This window comes from Streptomyces sp. ITFR-21, assembly GCF_031844685.1.
Lineage (GTDB): Bacteria > Actinomycetota > Actinomycetes > Streptomycetales > Streptomycetaceae > Actinacidiphila.
Window position 1 is genome coordinate 4270968 of record NZ_CP134605.1, and the last position, 25508, is coordinate 4296475.

General features: G+C 74.0%; 22 protein-coding genes and 3 pseudogenes. 14 read left to right on the forward strand and 11 right to left on the reverse strand.

From position 1 onward, the window contains the following. The first annotated feature begins 127 nt into the window (after positions 1–127). The 4 genes from RLT57_RS18815 to RLT57_RS18830 all read left to right on the forward strand — a co-directional run bounded on the left by RLT57_RS18815 (position 128) and on the right by RLT57_RS18830 (position 3821). On the forward strand, positions 128–1009 hold the full coding sequence (locus tag RLT57_RS18815; RefSeq protein WP_311298559.1) for a bifunctional methylenetetrahydrofolate dehydrogenase/methenyltetrahydrofolate cyclohydrolase: 882 nt from the start codon (positions 128–130) through the stop codon (positions 1007–1009). Continuing rightward, the gene (locus tag RLT57_RS18820) at positions 999–1472 is read left to right on the forward strand and encodes a DUF3017 domain-containing protein (RefSeq protein WP_311298560.1); all 474 of its coding nucleotides are present in this window, start codon (positions 999–1001) and stop codon (positions 1470–1472) included. Before RLT57_RS18815 ends, RLT57_RS18820 begins: the two co-directional genes overlap by 11 nt. A gap of 237 nt (positions 1473–1709) precedes the next feature. After that, positions 1710–2585: a helix-turn-helix domain-containing protein gene (locus RLT57_RS18825; RefSeq protein WP_311298561.1), complete on the forward strand. Its 876-nt coding sequence runs from the start codon at positions 1710–1712 to the stop codon at positions 2583–2585. Positions 2586–2831: 246 nt separating this feature from the next. Beyond that, on the forward strand, positions 2832–3821 hold the full coding sequence (locus tag RLT57_RS18830) for a malate dehydrogenase (RefSeq protein ID WP_311298562.1): 990 nt from the start codon (positions 2832–2834) through the stop codon (positions 3819–3821). Positions 3822–4027: 206 nt separating this feature from the next. Here RLT57_RS18830 and RLT57_RS18835 read toward each other — a convergent pair whose 3' ends face one another. Together RLT57_RS18835 and rocD are read right to left on the reverse strand one after the other, a co-directional pair. Next, a complete protein-coding gene (locus RLT57_RS18835) occupies positions 4028–4864 on the reverse strand; it encodes a hypothetical protein (protein WP_311300766.1) in 837 nt (278 codons plus the stop codon). Positions 4865–5202: 338 nt separating this feature from the next. Then, entirely contained in the window at positions 5203–6387 is a 1185-nt protein-coding gene (gene rocD, locus RLT57_RS18840; RefSeq protein WP_311300767.1) for an ornithine--oxo-acid transaminase, read from the reverse strand. 301 nt (positions 6388–6688) lie between these two features. On the opposite strand from rocD, the gene trpS reads away from it, so the two are divergent. Together trpS and RLT57_RS18850 are read left to right on the forward strand one after the other, a co-directional pair. Continuing rightward, positions 6689–7714: a tryptophan--tRNA ligase gene (gene trpS / locus RLT57_RS18845; RefSeq protein WP_311298563.1), complete on the forward strand. Its 1026-nt coding sequence runs from the start codon at positions 6689–6691 to the stop codon at positions 7712–7714. 201 nt (positions 7715–7915) lie between these two features. Then, positions 7916–8485: a 2'-5' RNA ligase family protein gene (locus tag RLT57_RS18850; protein ID WP_311300768.1), complete on the forward strand. Its 570-nt coding sequence runs from the start codon at positions 7916–7918 to the stop codon at positions 8483–8485. Positions 8486–8646: 161 nt separating this feature from the next. Here the strand turns inward: RLT57_RS18850 and RLT57_RS18855 are convergent, their stop codons facing one another. After that, positions 8647–9402, reverse strand: coding sequence for a decaprenylphospho-beta-D-erythro-pentofuranosid-2-ulose 2-reductase (locus RLT57_RS18855; RefSeq protein ID WP_311298564.1), 756 nt, complete (start codon positions 9400–9402; stop codon positions 8647–8649). Positions 9403–9502: 100 nt separating this feature from the next. Next, on the reverse strand, positions 9503–10894 hold the full coding sequence (locus RLT57_RS18860) for an FAD-binding oxidoreductase (protein ID WP_311298565.1): 1392 nt from the start codon (positions 10892–10894) through the stop codon (positions 9503–9505). Positions 10895–11021: 127 nt separating this feature from the next. On the opposite strand from RLT57_RS18860, the gene RLT57_RS18865 reads away from it, so the two are divergent. The 4 genes and pseudogenes from RLT57_RS18865 to RLT57_RS18880 all read left to right on the forward strand — a co-directional run. Next, entirely contained in the window at positions 11022–11582 is a 561-nt protein-coding gene (locus RLT57_RS18865; protein ID WP_311298566.1) for a phosphatase PAP2 family protein, read from the forward strand. Beyond that, positions 11575–12543, forward strand: a complete 969-nt coding sequence (locus tag RLT57_RS18870) for a decaprenyl-phosphate phosphoribosyltransferase (protein WP_311298567.1) — start codon at positions 11575–11577, stop codon at positions 12541–12543. The genes RLT57_RS18865 and RLT57_RS18870 overlap by 8 nt, the downstream gene beginning before the upstream one ends. Positions 12544–12563: 20 nt before the next feature. Continuing rightward, positions 12564–13115, forward strand: coding sequence for a GtrA family protein (locus tag RLT57_RS18875; protein ID WP_399129880.1), 552 nt, complete (start codon positions 12564–12566; stop codon positions 13113–13115). A gap of 107 nt (positions 13116–13222) precedes the next feature. Then, a pseudogene (locus RLT57_RS18880) lies at positions 13223–13879 on the forward strand (YihY/virulence factor BrkB family protein); the annotation flags it as partial. Between the two features lie 148 nt (positions 13880–14027). On the opposite strand, the gene RLT57_RS18885 reads toward RLT57_RS18880, so the two are convergent. The 3 genes and pseudogenes from RLT57_RS18885 to RLT57_RS18895 form a co-directional block, all read right to left on the reverse strand. Beyond that, the gene (locus RLT57_RS18885; RefSeq protein WP_399129882.1) at positions 14028–15605 is read right to left on the reverse strand and encodes a D-alanyl-D-alanine carboxypeptidase family protein; all 1578 of its coding nucleotides are present in this window, start codon (positions 15603–15605) and stop codon (positions 14028–14030) included. Positions 15606–15665: 60 nt separating this feature from the next. Further along, positions 15666–16368, reverse strand: a pseudogene (locus tag RLT57_RS18890) (IS256 family transposase); the annotation flags it as partial. A 21-nt stretch (positions 16369–16389) separates the two neighbouring features. Further along, the gene (locus tag RLT57_RS18895) at positions 16390–16821 is read right to left on the reverse strand and encodes a winged helix-turn-helix transcriptional regulator (protein WP_311298568.1); all 432 of its coding nucleotides are present in this window, start codon (positions 16819–16821) and stop codon (positions 16390–16392) included. A 95-nt stretch (positions 16822–16916) separates the two neighbouring features. Here RLT57_RS18895 and RLT57_RS18900 point away from each other — a divergent pair, with 95 nt between their 5' ends. Together RLT57_RS18900 and RLT57_RS18905 are read left to right on the forward strand one after the other, a co-directional pair. Further along, entirely contained in the window at positions 16917–17267 is a 351-nt protein-coding gene (locus RLT57_RS18900; protein ID WP_311298569.1) for a DoxX family protein, read from the forward strand. A 112-nt stretch (positions 17268–17379) separates the two neighbouring features. Continuing rightward, a pseudogene (locus tag RLT57_RS18905) lies at positions 17380–18166 on the forward strand (IS701 family transposase); the annotation flags it as partial. Between the two features lie 258 nt (positions 18167–18424). On the opposite strand, the gene RLT57_RS18910 reads toward RLT57_RS18905, so the two are convergent. From RLT57_RS18910 to RLT57_RS18925, 4 genes are all read right to left on the reverse strand, one after another. Further along, on the reverse strand, positions 18425–19219 hold the full coding sequence (locus tag RLT57_RS18910) for a TetR/AcrR family transcriptional regulator (protein ID WP_311298570.1): 795 nt from the start codon (positions 19217–19219) through the stop codon (positions 18425–18427). Positions 19220–19229: 10 nt separating this feature from the next. Then, a complete protein-coding gene (locus RLT57_RS33410; protein ID WP_399128970.1) occupies positions 19230–19982 on the reverse strand; it encodes a hypothetical protein in 753 nt (250 codons plus the stop codon). Between the two features lies 1 nt (position 19983). Next, positions 19984–20415 carry a hypothetical protein gene (locus tag RLT57_RS18920; RefSeq protein ID WP_311298571.1) on the reverse strand — a complete coding sequence of 144 codons (432 nt, stop codon included), beginning with the start codon at positions 20413–20415 and terminating at the stop codon, positions 19984–19986. A 218-nt stretch (positions 20416–20633) separates the two neighbouring features. After that, entirely contained in the window at positions 20634–22826 is a 2193-nt protein-coding gene (locus RLT57_RS18925) for an MMPL family transporter (protein ID WP_311300770.1), read from the reverse strand. A 163-nt stretch (positions 22827–22989) separates the two neighbouring features. On the opposite strand from RLT57_RS18925, the gene RLT57_RS18930 reads away from it, so the two are divergent. Further along, positions 22990–23772, forward strand: coding sequence for a response regulator transcription factor (locus RLT57_RS18930; RefSeq protein WP_311298572.1), 783 nt, complete (start codon positions 22990–22992; stop codon positions 23770–23772). Next, entirely contained in the window at positions 23769–25370 is a 1602-nt protein-coding gene (locus tag RLT57_RS18935) for a sensor histidine kinase (protein ID WP_311298573.1), read from the forward strand. Before RLT57_RS18930 ends, RLT57_RS18935 begins: the two co-directional genes overlap by 4 nt. Positions 25371–25508: the final 138 nt, after the last annotated feature.

Genomic DNA, 25508 nt, shown 5'->3' on the forward strand with positions numbered 1-25508 from the left:
GCGGGGCGGCCCGGCCCGGAGGCCAGCGGTCCTCTTGCAGGACCGCGAAAAACATAACGGGGACGGCCCGGTGGCCGCATGGTGGGCTGATTGGTCGGCCGCGGGCCGGATCGGCGAGGATGGGGGCATGACCGCCCAGATTCTCGATGGCAAGGCCACGTCCGCTGCGATCAAGTCCGAGCTCACCACCCGCGTGGCCGCCCTCAAGGCCCGCGGGATCACCCCCGGCCTCGGCACCCTGCTGGTCGGCGACGACCCGGGCAGCAAGTGGTACGTGGCGGGCAAGCACCGCGACTGCGCCCAGGTGGGCATCGCCTCCATCCAGCGCGAGCTGCCGGACACCGCCACGCAGGGGGAGATCGAGGCGGTGGTCCGCGAGCTGAACGAGAACCCCGAGTGCACCGGCTACATCGTCCAGCTGCCGCTGCCCAAGGGCATCGACACCAACCGGGTGCTGGAACTGATGGACCCGGCCAAGGACGCGGACGGCCTGCACCCGATGAGCCTGGGCCGGCTGGTGCTCAACGAGACCGGGCCGCTGCCCTGCACCCCCAACGGCATCGTGGAGCTGCTGCGACGGCACGGCGTGGGCATCGACGGCGCCCACGTGGTGGTGGTCGGCCGCGGCATCACGGTCGGGCGCTCGATCGGCCTGCTGCTGACCCGCAAGTCGGAGAACGCCACGGTGACCTTGTGCCACACCGGCACCCGCGACCTGTCGGCCCAGCTGCGGCAGGCGGACATCGTCGTGGCCGCGGCGGGGGTGCCGCACATCGTCAAGCCGGAGGACGTCAAGCCGGGCGCCGCGGTGCTCGACGTCGGCGTCAGCCGGGACGAGCAGGGCAAGATCGTCGGCGACGTCCACCCCGGCGTGGCCGAGGTGGCGGCGTGGCTGTCGCCGAACCCCGGCGGTGTGGGGCCGATGACGCGGGCGATGCTGCTGCTGAACGTCGTGGCGGCGGCCGAGGCGGCCGCCGCCTCCGGGCAGGCGGCCGACCGTGTCGGCTGACGCGGCCGGTCCCGGCGCGGTCCCGGCCGGCGGTGTCCCCGCCGCGGAACCCGTCCGGCGGCACGCCCGCGAACCGCGCGAGCCCGGCGGCCGGCCGTCCGTCACCACCGGCACCCCCCGCCCCGAGGGCGGCGGCCCCTCGGCCGGCGGTGACGCGCCGGCCCCCGCCCGGCAGTGGCCGATCCTGCTGGTCATCACCGGTGTCGTGCTCGGCCTGCTGATCACCGCGGCCGGCTCCTTCCGCCCCGGCACCCTGGTGATCGGCGGGTCGCTGCTGGTCGGCGCGGTCCTGCGCTGGGGCCTGGCCAGGGTCGGCATGCTCGCGGTCCGCAGCCGCTTCACCGACGTGATCACCTACGGCGTACTGGGCCTGGCGATCGTGCTGCTCGCGCTGATGGTGCAGCCCGACCCGCTGATCCGGATCCCCTTCCTGGAGGACATCATCCACTTCTCCGTCCGCTGATCCCGTCGCGGGCGGCGCGGGCTCGCGCCGGGGCTCGGCCGTCCGGCTCGGGCGGCGGGCCACGGACGGCGGTCCGGACGGCGGTCCGGACGGCGGTCCGGGCGGTGGGTCCGGGCGGTGGGTTTGGGCGGTGCGGCCCGGCGGTGGGCCGTATAGCAGGCCGAGCACTTCTTGCGGTGGGTTGACCGGAAAGTCCTCCGAGGGGGGCACTGACGTTCTAGCGTGGGACCGGCGCAGGTGTCGGCAGCACGCAAGGGGTACGTCGTGGGCCAGTGGGAGCCGTTGGCGGTCCGCATTCCGTTGGACATGCGGCGCTTTGTCACGCAGCTGCGGCGGATGAAGGACCGCAGCGGGCTGACCGTACCGGGGCTCGCGGCCAAGACCGCGCAGTCCGCCGAGACCTGGGAACGGGCCCTGGCCGGACAGCAGCTGCCGCCGCTGGACGCCGTGGAGGTACTGGCCCAGGCCAGCGGCGCCGACTACGACCGGGTCCGGGCGCTGTGGCGGCTCGCCGAGACCGCGGGCGAGCGCGGACGCGGCAGACCCGTGCCCTACCCGGACCCGCTGGACCCGCTGAGCGCCGAGGACGGGCTGCCCGGCCGCAGGCGGCGGATGCTGCTGCTGGCCTCCGCCGGGATCCTGGCCGCCGCCGCGCTGGCCGCGGTGCTGCTGACGGCGGGCACCAGCACCGGCCGCTCGCCGGCTGAGAAGGCGGGGCCGACCCCGTCCGGCCCGGTCGCCTCCCAGGACGCGCCGGGCCGCCCGTCCGGTGCCCAGGCCGCCCCCGGGTCCGGCGGTACGAGCGCCGTGCCCGTCCGCTCCGCCCCCGCCCCGGCCGGCTCCGCCACGGATACGCCCGCCACGCCCGGCGGGCGGCCGTCCGTGATTGCGACGACCCCGCCCGCGCGCTCCGGCACCGCACCGGGCACGGACCCCGCCGGTCCCGGAGCCGTCACCACAACCCCCCCGGCAAACGCCACGCCGTCGGGCGGCGGCACACCGTCCGCCGAGCCCAGCCCGTCCGCCACCACGCCGCCGCCGACGACACCCGCCCCGACGCCGACGCCGACCAGGCAGTGCCTGCTGAACCTGCTCGGCATCTGCATCGGCTGACGGGCCGTCCGGTCGCGCCTCCGACGACGCGTCAGCCGTGTCCGGCGCGGCGGTCCGACCGGGACCGGCCCGCCCGGCCCGGAGCGGTGACCGGGGCCACAGACCCGCGCGTGAACGCCCGTGCCCACGCGCGATAACCTGGCGGACGGCTCTCTTGACGCCGAGAGATCCACGTTAGGGGCCGCCTGGGCCACTGCCGGGGCGACCGGATACCCGCTACCCGCAGGAAAAGGCCAGGAGAAGGCAATGACTCGCACCCCCGTCAACGTCACCGTCACAGGAGCGGCCGGCCAGATCGGCTACGCCCTCCTCTTCCGCATCGCCTCGGGCCACCTGCTCGGCGCGGACGTCCCGGTGAACCTCCGGCTCCTGGAAATCCCGCAGGGACTCAAGGCCGCCGAAGGCACCGCCATGGAGCTCGACGACGCCGCCTTCCCGCTGCTGCACGGGATCGACATCAGCGACGACCCCGACCACGCCTTCGACGGCGCCAACGTGGCCCTCCTGGTCGGCGCCCGCCCGCGCACCGCCGGCATGGAGCGCGGCGACCTCCTCTCGGCGAACGGCGGCATCTTCAAGCCGCAGGGCAAGGCGATCAACGACCACGCGGCCGACGACATCAAGGTGCTGGTGGTCGGCAACCCGGCCAACACCAACGCGCTCATCGCCCGGTCGGCGGCCCCCGACGTACCGGCCGAGCGCTTCACCGCGATGACCCGGCTGGACCACAACCGGGCGATCGGGCAGCTGGCGAAGAAGACCGGCGCGCAGGTCTCCGACATCCGGCGCGTCACCATCTGGGGCAACCACTCGGCGACCCAGTACCCGGACATCTTCCACGCGGAGATCGCCGGCAAGAACGCCGCCGAGGTCGTGAACGACGAGCAGTGGCTGGCCGACACCTTCATCCCGACCGTGGCGAAGCGCGGCGCGGCCATCATCGAGGCCCGCGGCGCCTCCTCGGCCGCCTCCGCGGCGTCCGCCGCCCTCGACCACGTCCACACCTGGGTCAACGGCACGGCCGACGGCGACTGGACCTCCATGGGCGTCGTCTCCGACGGCTCCTACGGCGTCCCGGTCGGCCTGATCTCCTCCTTCCCGGTCACCACCAAGGACGGCGGCTTCGAGATCGTCCAGGGCCTGGACCTCAACGAGTTCTCCCGTACGCGGATCGACGCGTCGGTCAAGGAGCTCGAGGAGGAGCGGGACGCGGTGCGGGCGCTGGGGCTGATCTGAGACACGGCCCTTCTCGCCGGGCGGCGCCCGGCGGCCCCTCCGGTGTCCGGGAGGGCCGCCGGGGCCGAGCGGTGTGAGGGAGCTGCGGCCGGTCGGGCGCGGGACGGCGTATGGGCGGCCGGGCTTGATCCGACGGCCCCGGTCCGGGTCCGGTGAGGGGTTCCGTCAAGGAGGCGGGGCCCCTTACGGGTGGAATCCGGGCGGTGTCACGGCGCGGGTGCCGTGGGCGCGGCGGGCTCGCCGAAGCGGGCCAGGGCCAGGGCGCCGACGACGGCGAGGAGGAAGCCCGTGACGACGGCGGGAGCCCAGCCGTCGCGGGTGCGGTCGCCGAGGGCCAGGACGCCGGTGAGCGCGGGGCCCACCGTCTCGCCGATCACCATGCCGGCGGTCGCCGCGGTGACCGAGCCCCGCCGCAGCGCCGAGGTCAGCAGCAGGAAGGCCGCGGCGCCGCCGAGCAGCAGGGCGTACAGCGCGGGGTCGGCGAGGAGCGCCGCGGGGCGCAGGGCGCCGATGAGGCGGACCGCCACCTCGACCACACCGAAGCCGAGGCCGGCACCGAGGCCCAGCGCCGCGGCCCGCGCCCTCCCGGGCAGCCGGCCGGCCGCCGCGCCGAGCGCGGGTACGGCGACGGCCGCCGCGAGGGTGCTCCAGCGCAGGGGGCCGCCGCCGTGGCCGCCGCCCTCGCTTCCCGAGGCCAGCCCCAGCAGCGCCAGCCCGCCGCACACCACGCCGACCGCCGCCCGCTCCCGGCCGCCGAGCCGGACCGCCAGCAGACGGCTCGCGGTCACCGCCGTCACCGCGAGGCCGGCCGCCAGCGCGGCGCCCACCGCGTAGATCGGCAGGCTCCGCAGAGCCACCAGCTCCAGGGCGAACCCGGCCGTGTCCAGGCCGAGCCCGGCCGCGTACCGCCGTTCCCGTACCGCGCCCGCCAGCAGCCGGGTGTCCACCCCCGACCCGCTGCCGGGCGCCGCCGACCGCGCCCCCATGGCCTGCAGGACCGACGCCACCCCGAAGCACACGGCCGCGCCGAGCGCCGCCACCATCCCGATCAGCACGGCCCGACTCTAGGGTCTGCCGGGTGGATCGCCGCGGCGTCGCGGGGCCCGGCCCGCACGTCTGCCGCGTTCCCGTCGGCCGGCGGCACACCACGCGCCTTTCTCCTCCGCTGTGCGGCCGCAGGCAGCGGGCCGCGCTCGTCCGCCCGCGGAGAACCGCGCGACGGGCCCACCGCGGCCGGTGGTCCGGAGACGACCGTGGCCGGGCCGGGCCGGCGGTCCCGGTGCGCCACCGCGACGGCCGGTCGCACCCGTCGCACCCGTCGCACCGGTCGGGCCGGACGCCCGCCGCGGCGCAGTCGCCCACCCCCACGGGCGCGTACCGCTCAGGCGGTCAGCGTCTCGCGCAGCCGGGTGAGGGCCCAGTCGAGGTCCTCCTCCGTGATGACCAGCGGCGGGGCCAGCCGGATGGTGGAGCCGTGGGTGTCCTTGACCAGCAGGCCGCCGGCGAGGAGGCGTTCGGAGATCGCCCGCCCGGTGCCGAGGGCGGGGGAGACGTCGACGCCCGCCCACAGCCCGCGGCCGCGTACCGCGGTGACCGAGCCGGTGGGGATCAGCGAGCGCAGCCGCCCGTGCAGGTGCTCCCCCAGGGAGGCGGCCCGCGCCTGGTACTCGCCCGTCCGCAGCATCGCGAGCACCTCCAGGCCCACCGCGCAGGCCAGCGGGTTGCCGCCGAAGGTGGACCCGTGCTCGCCGGGCCGGAAGACGCCGAGCACCTCGCGGGAGGACACCACCGCCGAGACCGGGACGACCCCGCCGCCCAGCGCCTTGCCGAGGACGTACACGTCGGGCACGACCCCCTCGTGCTCGCACGCGAACGTCCGGCCGGTGCGCCCGAGTCCGGACTGGATCTCGTCGGCGATGAACAGCACCCCGCGCTCGGCGGTGAGCCGCCGTACACCCGCGAGGTAGCCCGGCGGCGGCACCAGGACGCCCGCCTCGCCCTGGATCGGCTCCAGCAGCACCGCCACCGTGTCCCGGTCCACGGCCGCCTCCATGGCGGCGAGGTCGCCGTAGGGGACCACGGTGAACCCGGGGGTGAACGGCCCGAAGTCGGCGCGGGCGTCGGGGTCGGTGGAGAAGCCGACGATGGTCGTGGTGCGACCGTGGAAGTTGTCCGCGGCGACGACGATGCGGGCCTTGCCGTCGGGCACGCCCTTGACCTTGTAGCCCCATTTGCGGGCCGTCTTGACCGCGGTCTCGACCGCCTCGGCCCCGGTGTTCATCGGCAGCACCATCTCCATGCCGCACAGCTCCGCCAGCTCCGCGCAGAACGCGGCGAACCGGTCGTGGTGGAAGGCGCGCGAGGTGAGGGTGACCCGGTCCAGCTGGGCCTTGGCGGCGGCGATCAGCCGCGGGTTGCCGTGGCCGAAGTTCAGCGCCGAGTACCCGGCCAGCATGTCGAGATAGCGGCGCCCCTCGACATCCGTCACCCACGCGCCCTCGCCGGAGGCGACGACGACGGGCAGCGGGTGGTAGTTGGGCGCGCTGTGCGCCTCGGCGGTCGCGATCTGCCGGTCGGTCGCGGTGGCGTCCGCGCCGGAGACGGCGGAGACGGCGGACACGCCGGAGGGGCCGGCGGGGCTGGTGAGAGGGGTCACGTGCGTACTCCGTTCGTCGTGCGTCGGGAGAGGAGGCGGCCCTGGAGCCGGGGCAGGGGTGGCGCCTCCTTCTATCGTCGCTCACCCGCGGCCAAGTGAAACCCCGCGGTGATCCGGCCCGCGCGTCGCGGATCCGGCGGCGCCGGGCGGGGCCGGGAAGCGGGGTCACCAGGGGTGGGGCGGGGCCGGGCCGACCTGAGACAATGGGCCCATGGCCTCTGAACGCATCCCCGGGCGTCCGCGCGCCCTCTCCGGCATCCAGCCCACCGCCGGCTCCTTCCACCTGGGCAACTACCTGGGCGCGGTCCGCCAGTACGTGGCGCTGCAGGAGACCCACGACGCGTTCTACATGGTGGTGGACCTGCACGCGATCACCGTGCCGCAGGACCCGGCGGAGCTGCGGGCCAACACCCGGCTGGCCGCCGCCCAGCTGCTGGCGGCCGGACTCGACCCGGAGCGGTGCACGCTGTTCGTCCAGAGCCATGTGCCCGAGCACGCGCAGCTCGGCTGGGTGATGAACTGCATCACGGGCTTCGGTGAGGCGTCCCGGATGACCCAGTTCAAGGACAAGTCCGCCAAGCAGGGCGCGGACCGGGCCACCGTCGGCCTGTTCACCTACCCGATCCTCCAGGTCGCGGACATCCTGCTCTACCAGGCGGACGCGGTGCCGGTCGGTGAGGACCAGCGGCAGCACATCGAGCTGACCCGGGACCTCGCGGAGCGGTTCAACACCCGTTTCGGCCCGACCTTCACCCTGCCGGCGGCGCACATCGTGCGGGAGGTGGCGAAGATCCACGACCTCCAGGACCCGACCGCCAAGATGAGCAAGTCGGCGGCCTCGCCCAAGGGCCTGGTCAACCTGCTGGACGAGCCGGGCGTGTCGGCGAAGAAGTTCCGCAGCGCGGTGACCGACACCGACACCGTCGTCCGGTTCGACGAGAAGGACAAACCGGGCGTCAGCAACCTGCTCACCGTTCACTCGGCACTCACCGGTACCGGAATCCCCGAACTGGAGGAGCGCTACGCCGGCAAGGGTTACGGTGCGCTGAAGACGGACGTCGCGGAGATCTTCGTGGCGTGGGTCACACCGTTCCGGGAGCGTACGCAGGAGTATCTGGGAGACCCGGAAACCCTGGACGCGGTGCTGGCCAAGGGGGCCGAGAAGGCGCGGGCGGTCGCCGCGGAGACGCTGGCGGCGGCGTACGACCGGATCGGGTTCCTGCCGGCGAAGCACTGACGACGGCTGTGGAGGAGAGCGGCGTGCCGGGCTGGGGCGGCGGGCGGTGTCGTAGGCCCCGCGGATCCTGGAAAGGATCGGGTGCGGGGCCTGTGAGCTACGTCGCGGCCCGGTGCGCCGCTGCACGCGCGACACTGGGATCTGGGTTGCCCGAGTATGTGACCGACGTGGGGAAAGGGGTGAAACGCCATGGGAAGCGCAGTGGGTACCACCACGGTGGGCGTGTCCATCGCGGTCCCGGAGCCGTACGGCCGGTTGCTCCAGGACCGGCGGGCGTCCTTCGGCGATCCGGCGGCGTGCGCGATCCCCACCCATGTCACCCTGCTGCCGCCGACCGAGATCGGCCCCGCTGACCTGGCCGGCTTCCGCCGGCATCTCCTCAGGGTGGCCGCCGAGGGCCGCCCCTTCCCGATCCGGCTGGACGGCACGGACACCTTCCGGCCGGTCTCGCCGGTGGTCTACGTCCGGGTCGCCGAGGGCGGCGCGGCCTGCGCGGAACTGCAGGAGCGGGTGCGGTCCGGGCCGCTGTCCCGGGAGCTCCAGTTCCCCTACCACCCCCATGTCACGGTGGCCCACGGCGTCCCCGAGGCCGCGCTGGACCGCGCCCAGGCCGAACTCGCCGCTTTCGCCGCCGCCTGGACCGCGGGCGGCTTCGCCCTGTACGTCCAGGCGGATGACGGCGTCTGGCACAAGTCGCAGGACTTCCCCTTCGCCGCGTCGCCCCCCGTGGTGCCGCACCAACAGGGCAGCCGCACCCCGACGCGGATCTGACCCGCGGGCTCGGGCCGGCGGCGGGTCCACGGCGGGTCCGCGGCTGGCCCCGACGGGTCCACCGCCGGCCCGTGACCGGCCCGGCTCCCGGCGGGTCGGCTCCCGGCGGGGCGGCCCGGCTCCCGGCGGGGCGGGCCCGGCTTCCGCCCGGCCCTCGGGACCTACAGCGGCAGCCGGCGGAAGACCGCCCGGGGCAGGTGCCGCAGCACCGCCATCACCGGCCGCAGTGTGCCCGGGACCCACAGCACCTCCGCGCGCCGGCGCAGCCCCGACTCGATGGCCGAGGCGACCGCCTCCGGGGTGGTGGCCAGCGGTACCTCCGGCAGCCCGGCGGTCATTCTGGTGCGGACGAAGCCGGGCCGGACCACCAGCACCTGGACCCCCGCGCCGCGCAGCGCGTCGCCGAGCCCCTGGGCGAACGCGTCGAGCCCCGCCTTGCTGCTGCCGTAGATGAAGTTGGACCGGCGGGCGCGCTCACCGGCCACCGAGGACAGCACGACCAGGGACCCGTGCCCCTGCCGCTGGAGGGCCGCCCCGCACACCAGCGCGGCGGAGACCGCCCCCGCGTAGTTCGTCTGGGCGACCCGCACCGCCGCCACCGGCTCTTGCTCGTCGCGCGCCTGGTCGCCGAGCACGCCGAAGGCCAGCAGCACCGCGTCCACGTCGCCCTCGGCGAACACCTTGCCGAGCACGTCCTCGTGGGAGCCGGGGTCGAGCGCGTCGAAGGGCACCACATGCGTCTCGGCGCCGAGCGCGCGCAGCTCGGCCGCCGCCGCCTCCAGCCCGGCCGAGGGCCGCCCGGCCAGCCACACCGTACGGGTCCGGCGGCCGACCAGCCGCCGGGCCGTGGCCAGCCCGATCTCGGAGGTGCCGCCCAGGACCAGCAGCGACTGCGGTGCCCCGAATGCGTCCTTCATGTGCGTACTCCCTCGGTGGTGGCGGTCGGTGGCCCCGGGCGGGCCCGGGGGGCCTCAGCGGCCTCGGGCGGGCCCGGTCGCGGGGCGTCGGGGCGGGCCGTCACAGCCCCAGCCGGCGGGCCAGGTCCGAGGTGATCGCGCCCCGCGGGTCGTGGCGGGCCCGCAGCTCGCGGAAGTCGTCGAGCCGCGGGTACATCAGGGCCAGCAGCTCCGGCCGCAGCCGGGAGTCCTTGGCGAGGTAGACCCGGCCGCCCGCGCCGGCCACCTCGTCGTCCAGCTCGTCCAGCAGCGTGCCGAGCCCGGACAGCGACGCGGGGATGTCCAGCGCCAGCGTCCACCCGGGCATCGGGAAGGACAGCCACCCCGGGTCGCCGGCCCCGAACCGCTTGAGCACCGCCAGGAACGACGGGCATCCCCGGGTGCTCAGCTTGCGCACCACCCGGCGCAGCGCGTCCTCCTGGCCGTAGCCGACCACGAACTGGTACTGGACGAAGCCGCTGCGCCCGTAGATCCGGTTCCACTCCGGGAGGCCGTCCAGCGGGTGGAAGAAGGCGGCGAGCCTCTGCAGCCGCCCGTGCCGCTCCCGGGGGGCCCTGCGGTACCACAGCTCGTTGAACAGGCCGACCGTGGTGCGCCCGAGCAGCCCGTCCGGCACGAAGCGGGGCGCGGCCGGCAGCCGGCCGGGGCGGAAGGCCAGCGGGGCGCGGCGGAACCGGGCGGGCAGCGCGTCCAGCGGGGCGTGGTCGCCGCGGCTCAGTACCGCCCGGCCGGTGGCGGCGCCGCGGGCCAGCAGGTCGATCCAGGCCACCGAGTAGCGGTAGCGGTGGTCGGTCGCGCTGAGCCGGTCCAGCAGGTCGTCCAGATCGGCGGCGCGTTCGGTGTCGACGCGCATCAGCGAGGTCTCCACCGGCAGCAGCTGGACGGTGGCGGCCAGGATCACCCCGGTCAGCCCCATCCCGCCGGCCGTGGCCCAGAACAGCTCCGGCTCGCCCTCCGGGGTGACCACCTGGGTCTCGCCGTCGCCGGTGAGGAGTTCGATCGCCCGCACGTGCCGGGAGAAGGACCCCGAGACGTGGTGGTTCTTGCCGTGGATGTCCGCGCCGAGGGCCCCGCCGACCGTCACGTAGCGGGTGCCGGGGGTGACCGGCACGAACCAGCCGAGTGGCAGCAGCACCTCCATCAGCCGGTGCAGCGACACCCCCGCGTCGCACACCACCAGCCCGTTGACCGCGTCGATCTCGTGGATGCGGTCCAGGCCCGTCATGTCCAGCACCGCGCCGCCCGCGTTCTGCGCCGCGTCGCCGTACGCGCGGCCCAGGCCCCGGGCGATGACGCCGCGGGCGTCGCAGCCGCGGACCGCCGCGACGGCCTCCTCGTACGACCGCGGGCGCAGCAGCCGGGCGGTGGTGGGGGCGGTGCGGCCCCAGCCGGTCACGGAGGCGGTGTCGTGGCCGGTGGTCGGGTCGGCGGACGGGGCGGAGGGTACGGGCATGGGAGTGACCGTATCGGGGGGAAAGTGTCGAATACGGCTTATGCACAGCTATTCACCGGAAAGGGCGAACGGTTGTGCGTGAGCCGGAGCCCCGCACGGTAAGGATCGATCGTCTAAATCATTTTGTATGACTATCTTCTGCACGCTGGGAGGACCACCGGTGCGCTACCCCGACCCCGCCGCCGCCCGGCGCGCGGAACACCACCTGCTCACCGTGCTGCGCCGCTGCGGCGCCGATCCCCATGTCGCCGACATCGCCCGCGGACTGTCCTGGGCCGGCGAGCACGGCGCGCTGTGGCTGGCCGCCGGGCTGGCCGGCGCGGGCGCCGACCGGACCCGGCGCGGCGCCTGGCTGCGGGCCACCGCTTTGGTCGCCGCCTCGCACCTGACGAGCATGGCCGTCAAACGCGTGGTCCGCCGCCCCCGTCCGCCGCTCGTCCCCCTGGTGCGGACCGCCGGACGGCACGGCTTCCCCAGCTCGCACGCCGCCTCCGCCGCCGCGGCGGCCGTCGCCTTCGGGGCGCTGCTGCCCCGCGCCCCCTTCCCGCCGCTGGCCGCCGCGGTGTGCGTGTCCCGGCTGGTGGCCGGCGTCCACTATCCCACCGACGTCGCCTGCGGCGCGCTGCTCGGCGGGGCGGTGGCCCGGCTCGGCCGCGACTGGGCACTGGCGGGGGTACGCGATGACTGAACCCTCCGCCGCGCTCGTCGACGAAGCCGCCCCCGGCGTCAGCGGCACCCTGGCACGGCCCGCCGCCCGCTCGGCGCCCAGTCTCGCCGCCGGACTGCTGCGGACCGCCCGGCCCCGGCAGTGGATGAAGAACGGCCTGGTGCTCGCGGCGCCCTTCGCCGCCGCCCGGCTGCTCACCGCCGCCCAGACGGTACGGCTCGCGGTGGTGCTGGCGCTGTTCACCGCCTGCTCCGCCGCCGTCTATCTGATCAACGACGCCCGCGACGCCGAGGCCGACCGGGCCCACCCGGTCAAGTGCCGGCGCCCGGTGGCAAGCGGCCAGGTACGGGTCGGCGCCGCCTACACCGCGGGCGCCGTGCTCGCCGTCGCCGCCCCGGTGACCGCCGCGGTCGTCTGCACCCCGGACACCGCCGCGCTGCTCGTGGCCTATGTGGTCATACAGCTCGCCTACTGCCTGCGGCTCAAGCACATCCTGGTGGTGGACCTGGTGATCGTCACCGCCGGCTTCCTCATGCGGGCCATGGCCGGCGGGGTCGCCCTCGGCATCGACCTGTCCCGCTGGTTCCTGATCACCTCCGGCTTCGGCGCGCTGTTCACGGTCGCCGCCAAGCGCTACTCCGAGCTGGTCCTGATGTCCGCAACGGACGACGTGGGCGCCTCCCGCGCGCTCCTCGGCTCCTACACCCACGGCTACCTGCGGTTCGTGTGGCAGCTCGCGGCAGGCGTGGCGGTACTGGCCTACTGCCTGTGGGCGATGGAGACCGGCGGCCGACCGCACGGCTGGCTGCCCTGGCGCCAGCTGTCGATGATCCCCTTCACCCTGTCGGTGCTGCGGTACGCGGTCTTCGCCGACGCCGGGTCCGCCGGCGCTCCCGAGGACGTCGTGCTGCGGGACCGGGCACTGGTCGTCATCGCGCTGGCGTGGGGCGTGCTGTACGTCCTGGCCGTGGTCAACCGGTGAGGTCCGCCCGCGGCGCGCGGCTGCTGTGGTCCGCCCGCGGCGCGCGGCCGCAGTGGCCGGAGGTGCTGGGCTTCGCCCTGGCCGGCGGCGCCGCCTACGCCGCCGACCTCGGCCTGTTCGTCTGGCTGCGCGGCCCCGGCGGACTCGGCCCGCTCACCGCGAAGGCGCTGTCCTTCCTGGCCGGCTGCGCGGTCGCCTACGCCGGCAACGCGCTCGGCACCTACCGGGGCCGCGCCCCCGCCGCCGACCGCGCCCGCCGCTACGGCGCCTTCTTCGCGGTGAACGTCGCGGGCGCCCTCGTACAGTTGCTGTGCCTGGCCTGCTCGCACTACGCGCTCGGCCTCACCGCGCCCCGCGACGACCTGGCCTCCGGGCTGGGCGTCGGCATGGCGCTGGCCACCGCGCTGCGGTTCTGGGGGACGCGCACGCTGGTGTTCCGGCCCCCGGGGGAGCGGCACGCCCGCGCGGCGGGGGAGCGGGGCGGGCGCTCGGGCGACATGGGGTCACCTGTTCGAGGGACAGCGAGAATGCCGCGGTCGGACGAGGGTAACCGACCGACATGGACTGGCTGACCCGGTTGCCCTGGATCGGGCCGCGCATCGCGCGGCTGATGCGCACCCATGCCTACCGGGCCTTCGACCACCTGCAGGCCGTGCACTGGACCCGGCTGGCCGCGGCGATGACCTTCACCGGCTTCCTCGCGCTCTTCCCGCTGCTCGCCGTGGTCGCCGCCGTCGGCGCCGCGCTGCTGTCCCAGAGCCAGCTGAACACGCTGGAGCACAAGATCACCGCCCAGATCCCCGGCATCGCCGGCCAGCTGGACATCAACAGCCTGGTGCAGAACGCCGGCACCATCGGGATCATCGCCGGCGCCGCACTGCTGTTCACCGGCGTCAACTGGGTCGGCTCGCTGCGCGACTGCCTGCGCGCGGTGTGGCGCAAGGACGACGAGCAGCGCAACCCGCTGGTGGGCAAGCTCTGGGACGCCGGCACCCTGCTCGGCCTCGGCGTCGCCGTACTCGTCTCGCTCGGCGCCTCCGGCTTCGCCACCGCCGCCGTCAACTGGACCGCCGACAAACTGGGCGTCGCCCACACCGGACCGGCCCCGGTGCTGCTCACCCTGGTCGGCTTCGTCCTGGCCGTCGTCGCCGACCTCCTGATCCTGATCTACCTGCTGACGCTGCTGCCCGGCGTGGAGCCGCCGCGCCGCTCGGTGGTCCTGGCCGCGCTGATCGGGGCGGTCGGCTTCGAACTGCTGAAGATTCTGCTGAGCAGCTACCTGCAGGGGGTGGCCGGCAAGAACGTCTACGGCGCCTTCGGTACGCCGGTCGCACTGCTGCTGTGGTTCAACTTCATGGCCAAGCTGCTGCTGTACTGCGCGGCCTGGACGGCCACGCCCGTGCACGCGCCGCCGCCGGGTGAGGACGGGCCGGCGCCGGACCGGCCGGAGGATGCCGGGCCGGCGGCCTCCGGCAGCACCCGGGCTATCGGACCCGTCGCCCCGGCCGGCGGACCGCCGGCCGGTGGCTCCGGAGCGCACCGCCCGGACCCGCGGGACCTGCGGGAGCGGCACGGGGGGCGTCGCCAGGACGGGGCTCGCCGTCAGGACCGGTCGCGGAGCCGGGAGGAGTGGGGTCGGGGGCAGGGGCAGCAGGGGCAGGAGCAGCCGGGTCGGAACCAGGGCCAGACCCGGACGCAGGGCGTGACCCGGGCTCCGGACCCTGGTCGGATCCAGCGGTCCCGGGCTGAGGCCCGGCCGGAGACCCCGACCCGGGAGCAGGAGCCGCGGCCCCCGCGGCGACCTCCGACGGAAGCGGGCGGCGCCGCCGCACGACGATGACCACGAGGGCCAGCACCACCGCCGTCGCCACCGAGAGCCCCACCGCCGTCCACATCCCGCGGGAGGAGGAGGCCGGCGACGTACTGGCCGTCGTCGCCACCTGGCGGCCCTGCCCGGGACCGGCGGCGGACGGCTGCGGCGACGCCGGGTGCGGCAGCCTGCTCAGCGGCGGGACCAGCGTCCCTACCGGCTGCACGGCCGGGGCCGCCTTGAACCCCCAGTCCAGCAGGGACGCGCCTTCCCGGTAGACCTCGTCGTGCTCCTTGCCCGCCGGGTTCATCACGGTCACCAGCAGGGTCCGCCCGCCGCGCTGGGCGACCCCGGTGAAAGTGGCGCCCGCGTTGGTGGTGTTGCCGTTCTTCACCCCGGCGATCCCCGGATACCGGTCGAGGTCGTAGTCACCGCTGAGCAGCCGGTTGGTGTTGGAGATGGCGAAGGTGTCGCGGACCTTGGTCGGCTTCCCCTTCTTGTCCACCGTGAAATCCCCGGGGAACTTCGCGGTGACCGTCGAGCAGTACTCGCGGAAGTCGGCGTTCTGCAGACCCTGCCGGGCGAACAGCGTCAGGTCGTAGGCACTGCTGACCTGGCCCGGCTCGTCGTAGCCGTCGGGCGTGACGACATGCGTGTCCGCCGCCTGCAGCTCATGCGCCTCGGCGTTCATCTCGGTGACCGTCTCGGCCACGCCGCCGTTCATCGCGGCCAGTACGTGCACGGCGTCGTTGCCCGAGCGCAGGAAGACCCCCAGCCACAGGTCGTGCACGGAGTAGCTGAGGTTCTCCTTTATCCCGACCAGGCTGCTGCCCGCGCCCATGCCGCTGAGGTCCGACGGCGCGACCCGGTGCACCTCGGTCTTGGGGAACTTCGGCAGCACGGTGTCCGCGAACAGCATCTTCAGCGTGCTGGCCGGCGCCAGCCGCCAGTGCGCGTTGTGCTCGGCCAGTACCGCCCCGGTCTCGGCGTCCGCCACGATCCAGGACCGCGCGGTCAGCTTCCCCGGCAGCGCCGGCACCCCGGGCCCGGCGTTCACCTGCGTTCCCGGCACCCCCAGCCGGTCTCCGCCGACCGTCGACAGCCGCGCGGGCGGCGTCGGCGTGGGCGTGGCCGCCGGGGTCGCGCTCGGCGTCGGCTTCGGCGCCGCGACGGCCGTCCCGGCCAGCGCGGGTCCGCCCAGCAGCGCGGCGATCATGGACACGGCCAGTACGGTACGGCGTGGAGCCGTCATCGGAAGCACCCGTCGAACGTACCGCCCCAGCACGCTCATCCGACCCACCGGGTCCGGATCCAGCCGGGTGATCGCCGGGTACTTCTTCCCCCAGGTGCCTGGGACTCTCCGAGGCGTTCGGCTGCCGCGCTCTCGTTCGGTGCCGCGTGGACGGGCTTGAGTGCTTTGGCGGTCTTGTCCCGGTCCCGGCGGGCCGCGTAGCGCCAGGTGTTGCCCAGGAGGTGGACGATGCACTTTTGCACGATGGTGCGGGGCCGGACCGTCCCGACCGCGTCGGGCAGGCCCTTGAGCCCGTCGCAGACCGGCATCAGCACGTCGTCCAGACCGCGGTTCTACAGCTCGGTGAAGACCCGCAGCCAGTGCTGCGCGCCCTCGCCGCCGTCGCCGGCCCAGATGCCGGGGATGTCGCGGGCGCCCTCGACGGTGACGGCCATGACCACGGAGACGGGCCGGTTCGCGACCTTCCCGTCCCTGATCTTGACGTTGACGGCATCGACGAACAAAACGGGATAGACACGGTCAAGTGGCCGGTTCTGCCGTTCGGCCATGCCCTCCGTCACCCGGTCGGTGATCGTGGAGATGGCCTGCCTGGAGACCTCGGCGCCGTAGACCCCGGCCACATGCGCGGAGATCTCTCCGTGGGTGAGCCCTTCGCGGACAGCCACAGCACGGTCTCATCGACGCCGGTCAGCCGTTGTTGGCCTCTTGCAGGAGGGCCCCGATCACGAGGATGGCCAAGTTGCCGGCGACGGCAGGGTCCTACAGGTTCAGCCTCTTCTGGTGATCAGAAACGGCTCGGGTTCTCATCAACAAAAGGGGTTGTCACCGGGGTCGCCTGATCCGCCTCGATGGTCCTGGCCGCCTCGGCTGCTTCCCGGAAGGTGACGACCGCCTCGCCGTTCTCCCGCGCCCATGCGGTGAGCATCCTGATGGGCTCCTCCAGGGTCCGCCCGAGATCGGTCAGGCCGTACTCCACGCGCGGCGGCGCCTCGGCGTACGCGTGCCGCTCGACGAGCCCGTTGGCTTGAAGCCGGCGCAACGTCTGGGTCAGTACCTTGCGCGAAATGCCACCGCTCAGCTCGACCAGCTCGCCGTGGCGCAACGGGCCGTCGATCAGCGCGAAGAGCGTGACCATGGACCACTTGCTGGCGATGATCTCCATGGCCAGGAGAGCGGGACAGTCGGCGAGGAAGGCAATTCCGGGGCGCAGGCTCATGCCCCGAAGGTTACCCGGAGGTACCTGGTGGCCGCCTATCGTCGTCGATGTGCGCACGCCCCTCACTCGCATCTCGCATGATTGAGGTTTCAGCCATGTTCGTCTCTCTTGCCGTCGTCACCGTGTTCATGTCGGCGCTTCTCCTGGTATCGGCTGGGGCCAAGTCTCTGCGGACGCGGCACATCACCGAGCAGATGTCCACCCTCGGAGTGCCGCAGAGCATGATGGCCCTCCTGATCGGCGCTCAGATCGCGGGCGCGGCCGGTGCGATCGCCGGACTCTGGTGGGGACCCATCGGAATCGCCGCCGCGATCGGCCTGACGCTCTATTTCGCCGGGGCGGTCGCCTTCCACCTGCGCGTCGGCGACCGCAAGGGCGCGTCTCCGGCGGTGGTCCTCACCATGGCCTCCGTCGCCCTGATCGTGCTGCGTGCTGCCACCCTCTGACAGCGGACAGCCGGTCTGACGCTGGCCTTGACCGTGCTGAGTGAGGCCGGTCTCCTCTGCGGGCAGCCACCGTTGATCATCGTGAGTTGTGCCGACAAACGAAGATCAGCCGGTGGCCGTGGGCCACCGCGTCAACCTTGCCCGGTGGCACTCTGTATTCGATGGCCTGACGGGCAGGGTGGCGGGCCGGTTCGCCCGGGTGGAACCGCGCCGCCGGGCGGAGGCGTTCGTGCTGGGGCTGCTCGCGAACCTGCCGAGGAAGAACTGCTGGACGATCGCCGAGCAGGCCGGTGACGCCAGTCCGGCCGGCATGCAGCACTTTCTCAGCCGGGCCCGCTGGGATGCCGACGAAGTCCGCGACGACATACGGGACTTCGTCGTCGAGCACCTCGGCGACGAGGACGCCGTACTGGTTGTTGACGAGACCGGGGACCTGAAGAAGGGCACCGCGGGCGTCGGGGTCCAGCGCCAGTACACCGGAACCGCGGGCCGGATCGAGAACTCCCAGGTCGCCGTACCTCGTCTGCGCGAGCGTGGCCGGGCACGCCGCCGTCGACCGCCGCCTCTACATCCCGCGCTCCTGGACCCAGGACCCCGATCGGTGCCGCGCGGCAGGCGTCCCCGACGACCTGACGTCCGCGGCCAAGCCCGCACTGGCCACCGAGATGATCGCCCGAGCTCTTGATGCCGGCGTCCCCGCGGCGTGGGTCACCGGCGACGAGGTCTACGGCGGCGCTCCGCACCTGAGCGCCGAGCTGGAGAGGCGTCAGATCGGCTCCGTCCTGACCGTCTCACGCAAGCGACCCATCGCCACCCGCGCGGGCGTCTTCCGGGCCGGCCAACTCGCCTACGGCCTGCCGAAGAAGGCCTGGCGGCGGCTCTCGGCGGGCACCGGCGCGAGTACTAGCTGGACCTCGGGGCTTGCCTCGCTGCCGTCGGCACGCGCCTTGGACTGTCGGGCGTACAGCCCTATCCACCCTCCTCGGCACGGCCATCGGCGTCCTGGGCCTGCGCGGCCTGCGCGCCCTGCGCCTCCAGCCCCCCGCGGGAGCCGCCGCGCCGGAGCCGCCGCGTCGGCGCCCTCGTCGGCGCCCTCGTCGGCACCGTCGCCCGAACCGGCCGGCGCCCGCCGCACCCCCTGACGCCCGCCGCCTCCCTCACGGCCGCGGCGGAGCATCCTGCCCGAGCCGCGGCGCACGGCCTATGGCCGGCAGGATGAAGTCCTGGATCAGCCCCTTGGCGTCGCGGAGCAGCGGGCGGAAGACGCGGTAGCGGGAAAGGGCGATCACGCGGGCCACAAGGGGAGTGGAGCGCCGGACGAACTCGCGGGTGCGGGCGGTGTCCGGGGTGCGGTCGAAGACCCAGTAGAGGACGACGACCATGAGGTGCAGCCAGAGCAGGTCGGGCAGGAGGTCGGCGAGTTCGGCGTCGAGCCTGGGGGCCAGGTCGGAGCCGGCGACGACGTCGCCGAAGAGGGCGACGGCGGTGGCGCGGGCCGGGTGGGACTCGTCGGAGAAGGGGCTGAGCGAGCTGTCCGGGTCGGCGGCGGTACGGAAGAACTGGGTGGCGAACCCGTGGTAGTCGGCGGCGACGTCCAGCCAGGAGACCAGGGCGATGTCGAGGCGTTCGGCGAAGTCCCGCACCCCCTCCATGCGGGACGTCGCGTCGCGGGCGTGGTCGTGCGTCATCAGGTCGTAGAACCCCTGAATGAGGTAGTCCTTCGACGCGAAGTAGTAATACGCGTTGCCGACCGAGACGCCCGCCTCCTGGGCGATCGCCCGCATCGTGGTCTTGTCGTAACCGCGCTCGCGGAACAGCCGCATCGCGGTCTCCAGGATGACCGCCCGGGTCTGCTCGCTCTTCCCGGTCTTGGGCCGGGCCCGCCCCCCGGGCAGTTCCCCGGCCACGACCGGGGGCGGTTCGGCGGCGGTACGGCGGTGCTTGTCCTCCACCCGGGTGAGCCTAGCCGGGCTGCGGGCAACCGTCGGCGCAGGCGTCCGGGCCGGTCCCGGTGTCGCCCCGCGTCACATCGGCCGCCGGGTCGGCGCCCGGGTCGTACCCGTGGCCGTACGCGTGGTCGTACGCGTGGCCGGGCGGGTCGGCGGGGGCAGCGGGGTCGGCCGCGGTCCAGCCGCTGTCCCCGCGGTGGACCCACCGCGGCGCCGCGGGCCGGGGGCCCGCCAGCGGTGCCCCGAGCGCGACGTGCCCCGGTCGCGGCGCGGCCTTCCGTACCGGGGGCGCGGCCTTCCACACCGGCGCTGTCCCCTTCTGCGCCGGCGGCGCGCCCCACGGCCGGACGCCGCCGTCGCGGGCCGGCCGCCACTGCCGCGACTGCCGGTACTTCGCCGCGCCGAGTACCGCCGCCCGGGCTAGCCGGCGGCCCGCCGGGGTGGTCAGGGTGTGCGAGAGCTCGCGGTGCTCGGCCAGCGCCCACAGGCAGACGATCCAGGCGCTGTCGCCGAGGTAGACCTGGCCGCCGTCCCCCACGACGGTGATCTCGCGGCCCGTCGCCCGGTGGTCCAGCGCCGGGAACCGGCGCAGTGCCTCCGGCGAGCCCGCGGGAACCAGGTCGAGCGGTACGAGTTGGCGCTGCCGGGCGAGCCAGCCGCCCGCGAAGGCGCACGCCCGGCACCCCGGGTCGTACAGGACGGTGAATCCCCGCAGCGGGCGCGGGGCCGCCCCCGCGCCCCGCGGGTCCGTGTCCGTCGGGGGCATCTCAGACCCCCGTCGGCTTCCGCGGCGGCTGCCACCCGACGGTGTCGGTCCGTCCGTCCGGCGCCACCGGCGGGTACTGCTCGCGGTCGGTGATTCCCCTGCGGCGCATCTTGTTGAGCACGTAGACGTTGCCCAGGTGCATCACGCCGAGCACCAGCAGCACCACGCCGAGCTTGACCGACAGGGCCTCGAAGATCTCCCGCGCGTTCTCGATCGTGTCGGCGCTCTTCAGGTAGAGGGCCACCAGGCCCAGGTTGACGAGGTAGAAGCCGACCACCAGCAGGCGGTTCACCGCGTCGGCCAGGGCCTCGTTGCCGTTCAGCACGTCCGCCAGGAAGACCCGGCCGTTGGAGCTCAGGGTCCTGGCCACCCAGAAGGTCAGGCTGACGCTCACCGCCAGATAGACCACGTAGGCGAGGACGGTCATGTTCATCGCGGAATCCACCCCTCGAAGCAAGGATTGAACGTGTTCAAACTTGCTGACGGGTCTGACTGTAGACCTGCTTTTGAACGTGTTCAAGTCTTTGTCTCCGGGTCCCCGCCGCCGCTTGCGGAAGCCGCCCCGGGCACGCGGAAGGGCCCGGCCCCGTCGGGTGACGGAGCCGGGCCCCTGCCGCCGGGAACGCGCCGCGGGCGCCCGCGGCGCGGCGGTCAGTCGACGGTCGCCGGAGCGGGCCGGGCGGCCTGGGCCGGTACGGCGGCCAACTCCTCGTCCTCCTCGGCCGGCTCCACCGCCAGGTGCGGCAGCCGCCGGTCCAGCCAGCCCGGCAGCCACCAGTTGGCGGCCCCGGACATGTGCATCAGCGACGGCACCAGCACCGTCCGCAGGATGAACGCGTCCAGCGCGACCGCGCCCGCCAGCCCGACGCCGAACATCGCCAGCACCCGCTGCCCGCTGAGCACGAAGGCCGCGAAGACGCAGATCATGATGACCGCCGCCGAGTTGATCACCCGGCTGGTCTCGGCCAGCCCGACCCGTACCGCGCGGGCGTTGTCCCGGGTGTGCACCCACTCCTCGTGCATCCGGCTGACCAGGAAGACCTGGTAGTCCATCGACAGCCCGAAGAGCAGCGACAGCATGATCACCGGCAGGAACGCGTCGACCGGCCCCTCCCGCCCGGCGATCGAGCCGCCCCAGCCCCACTGGAAGCACGCCACCAGCACCCCGAAGGACGCCGCCGCCGCCACCAGGTTCATCACGGCCGCGGTCAGCGGCACCACCAGGCTGCGGAAGGCGAACAGCAGCAGGACGAAGCCGAGCGCGATGATCACCCCGATGAACAGCGGCAGCTTGCCGAACAGGACCGTCGAGAAGTCCTTGAAGATCGCCGTCTGCCCGCCGACGTACGCCTTCATGGTGCTGCCGCGCTCGGCGGCCGGCACGACGTCGTCGCGCAGGTGGTCGATCAGGTCGGAGGTCGCCTTGTCCTGCGGGGAGGTGGTCGGCACCGCCTGGACCAGCGCCACCGTGTCGCCCGGCTTCATCGGCAGGGCGGCGGCGTACGCGATCCCGTCGGTGGCCTTCAGCCGGGTCACCAGCCCGGTCAGGGCGGTCCGGTCGGCCGGGGTCGGCACCTCGGCCAGGATGGTCAGCGGGCCGTTGAAGCCGGGTCCGAAACCGTCGGCCAGCATGTCGTACGCCTTGCGGGTGGTCGTCGTGGTCGGGTTGTTGCCCTGGTCGGAGGAGCCCAGCCGCAGCGACAGCGCCGGGATCGCCAGGGTCGCCATCACGGCCACCGCCACCACGGACAGCCAGCGCGGATGCCGCTGCAGGAACGACGACCAGCGGGCCGCGGTGCCCGTCGCGGTCCTCTCCTGCGGGCCCGAGGCTGCCAGTCGGCGCCGCTGCCGGCGGCTGAGCACCCGCACGCCGAGCACGCCCAGCAGCGCGGGCAGCAGGGTGACGGCCGCGGCCACCGTGATCACCACGGTCAGCGCGGAGGCCACGGCGACCCCGTCAAGGAAGGTCAGCCGTAGCGTGAACATGCCCAGCAGCGCGATGCACACCGTGCCGCCCGCGAACAGCACCGCCCGCCCGGAGGTGTTCAGCGCGGTGACCGCGGCCTCCTCCGGCGTCCTGCCGCGCAGGATGCCCTTGCGGTGCCGGGTGACGATGAACAGCGCGTAGTCGATGCCGACACCGAGCCCGACCAGGGTCGCCAGCTGCGGGGAGAAGTCGGCCACGTCCATGCCGTGGCTGAGCAGGATGATCGCCGACGACGAGATGCCGATGCCGAACAGCGCGGTCACCAGCGGCAGCAGCATGCCGAACAGCGAGCCCAGCGCCAGGAACAGCACCACGCCCGCGGCGGCGATGCCGACGCCCTCGGCCAGCCCCGGCAGCGGCGCCTCGGCCTGGGCCGGCTTGTTGCCGCCGACCTCGACCGCCAGCCCCTCGGCCCTGGCGCTGTGCGCGGTGTCGATCAGCAGCTGCGCCTGGTCGTCGGTCATCGAGTTGCCGAGCTTGGTGTACGTCACGGTCGCGTACGCGGTGCGGCCGTCCGTGCTGATCTGCGCCGCGCCGGCCCGCTCGTACGGGCTGACGACCGTGCCCACGTCCTGCTGGTGGGCGATCTTCGCCAGCACCGGGTCGATCTGCTGCCGAACGGAGGCGTCGCGCACCGAGCCGGAGTCGACGTGCCACACCACCGTGTCGGCCTCACCGGACTGCTCCGGCAGCACCTGGCCCATCAGGTCCAGCACCTTCGCGGACTCGGTGCCCTTCAGCGAGAAGGCGTTGGAGTAACTGTCCCCGAGGGCCCGTCCGGACCCGCCGATGACCAGCAGTGCCGCCAGCCACACCAGGATCACCGTCCACTTGTGCCGGAAGCACCATCGCGCCACAGCGGCCACGCCCCACACTCCTGTCGTCCATGCGAAAAACCGATGATTCGCATTCAGCGTCCGTGGGGATGCCGCCGGCGGCCAAGCCGATCCGCGTTCTCTCAAGGAACTCCAAGGTTCGCTCCCGGCCGGGGCCGCGGCGCGGATGCGGATACTGGAAGGCATGGACCGCGCCCCCGAACCCGCCGCCGAGCCCCAGCCCGCCCCCGCCACCGTGCTCATCGTCGAGGACGAACCGGGTATCGCCGACGTGCTGCGGATCACCCTCAAGTACCACGGCTTCGCCGTACACAGCGCCGCCACCGGGCGCGAGGCCCTGGCGCTCGCCCGGGAGCACCGGCCGGACCTGGTGCTGCTGGACGTGATGCTGCCGGACGGCAACGGCTGGGACGTCTGCCAGGTGCTGCGCCGGCAGCGGGCCGCCGAGGCGGGCGCCGACGGCGAGGACGACCTGGGTGTCATCTTCGTCACCGCCCGGGACGCGCCCCGCGACGTGGTGGCCGGGCTCGCGCTCGGCGGCGACGACTACATCACCAAGCCGTTCGGGGTGGACGAGGTGGTGGCCCGCGCGCACGCCGTGCTGCGCCGCACCAGGCGGCGGGGCGGCCGGGTCACCGACCGGGTGCTGCGGCACGGCGACCTGGAGATGGACGAGGCGACGTACACCGTACGGCGCGGCGGGCAGCCGGTGGAGCTGACGCCGACCGAGTACAACCTGCTGCGGCACCTGCTGCGCAACGCCGGCCGCATCCTCACCAAGGAGCAGCTCCTGCAACATGTGTGGCAGTACGAGACGGCGGTGTCCTCGACGGTGGTGGAGACCTACATCTCGTATCTGCGCCGGAAGCTGGACCGGCTGGGGCCGCCAGTGATCGAGACCCGGCGCGGGATCGGGTACGGGCTGCGGGCGGTCGGACCGGGCCTGGCCGCGGCCGCTGACCGGTGAACCGGTCCTGCGGCTTCTGGCCCCGGCCGCAGTCCCTGCGCGGCCGGTTCACCATCGCCAACGTGCTGTTCCTGGCGGTCGGTCTGGCGCTCGCCGCCGTCGCCAGCATCACCGCCACGTACATGGTGCTGGTCGGGCAGCTGGACGACTCGCTCAGGTCCTCGCAGTCGGCGCTCGCCCAGACCTCGATCTCCGAGGGCGGGCTCGGCGAACTCTGCACGCTGGCCGACCTGCTGCAGAGCGACAAGGGCGGCTCGGCGATCGCCAAGGCGTTCCAGCAGGACCTGTTCATCGTGCTGGACCGGCACGGCACGCCCGCCGCGGTGTGCCAGAACACCGGCACCGGGGTCAGCGACGAGCAGCTGCGGCTGGCGGCGGCGCTGCCCGACCCGGCCCGGCTGGCCCGCGGCGGGCACCCGGCCACCGTGAAGTCCGGCGAGATGGAGTACCGGGTGGTGGCGCTGCGGCTGTCCGACGGCACGATCCTGGTCAAGGGGATGCGGCTGAGCGGGGTCAAGCGGGCCATCGGCAAGCTGCTGATCGTGGAGGCCGCGATCGGCGCCGTCCTGCTGGGGCTGCTCGCCACCGGCTCGCTGACCGCCGCCCGGCGCCGGCTCAGCCCGCTGGAGGACATGGTGGAGACCGCCTCCGCCATCGCCGAGGGCGACCTGTCCCGCCGGATCGCCACCGCCCGGCACGGCTCCAGCGAGGTCGGGCAGCTCAGCACGGCGCTTAACGCGATGCTCCAGCAGATCGAGGGCGCGCTGACCGAGAGCGGGCGCGCCACCGCGCAGCTGCGGCAGTTCCTGGCCGACGCCTCGCACGAGCTGCGCACCCCCCTGGCGTCGGTGCGCGGCTACCTCCAGCTGTACGAGAAGGGCATGCTGGACGCCGAGGAGAAGGACCGGGCGCTGGGCCGGGTGTCCGCGGAGGCGCTGCGGATGAGCCGGCTGGTGGACGAACTGCTGGCGCTGGCCCGGCTGGAGGACCGCCCGGCGCTGGCCTTCGCGCCGGTGGACCTGGGCCGGCTGGTACGCGACGCCGCCGCCGACCTGGCCGCCCAGCAGCCGGGGCGGCCCGTCACCCTGCTGCTGCCGCGGGAGACCGGCCCGGACGGTGCCGGCCCGGACAGCGGGGGGCCGACCGGTACCGGCGGGCCGTACGCGCTCGGCGACGAGGCCGGGCTGCGGCAGGTGGTGGGCAACCTGCTCGGCAACGTACGGGTCCACACCCCCGCCGGCTGCCCGGTCACCGTCGAGGTCGCGGTCTGCGGCACCGGTGACCTCCGGCTGCGCGTCAGCGACGCGGGCCCCGGCCTGAGCGAACAGGACGCCGCCCGCGTCTTCGACCGTTTCTTCCGCGCCGACCCCGAGCGCGCCCGCGAGACCGGCGGCGCCGGCCTCGGCATGTCCATCGTCCAGGCCCTCGTCCACGCCCACCACGGCACCGTCCACCTCACCACCGCCCCCGCCGCCGGCCTGACCGTGACCGTCACCCTCCCCACCGCGGCCCCGCCGCTGTTCCCGGCGGGCGCAGCCGTCGGCCCCTCAGCCGCGCCCGGACCCGTTTTGACGTCAGCGGGATCCGCCGCCGCCTGACCCGCACGGGGAGTGGCTCTTGTTCTCCTTCCGGACGGAGCTCATGAGCAGAGGCGGTGTCCGGAACGCAAACGGAGAAATTCGCGCCTCCGAGCGGAGTGTTTCTACGACCGTGACTGGTTGTAGCGGCAGGTTCAC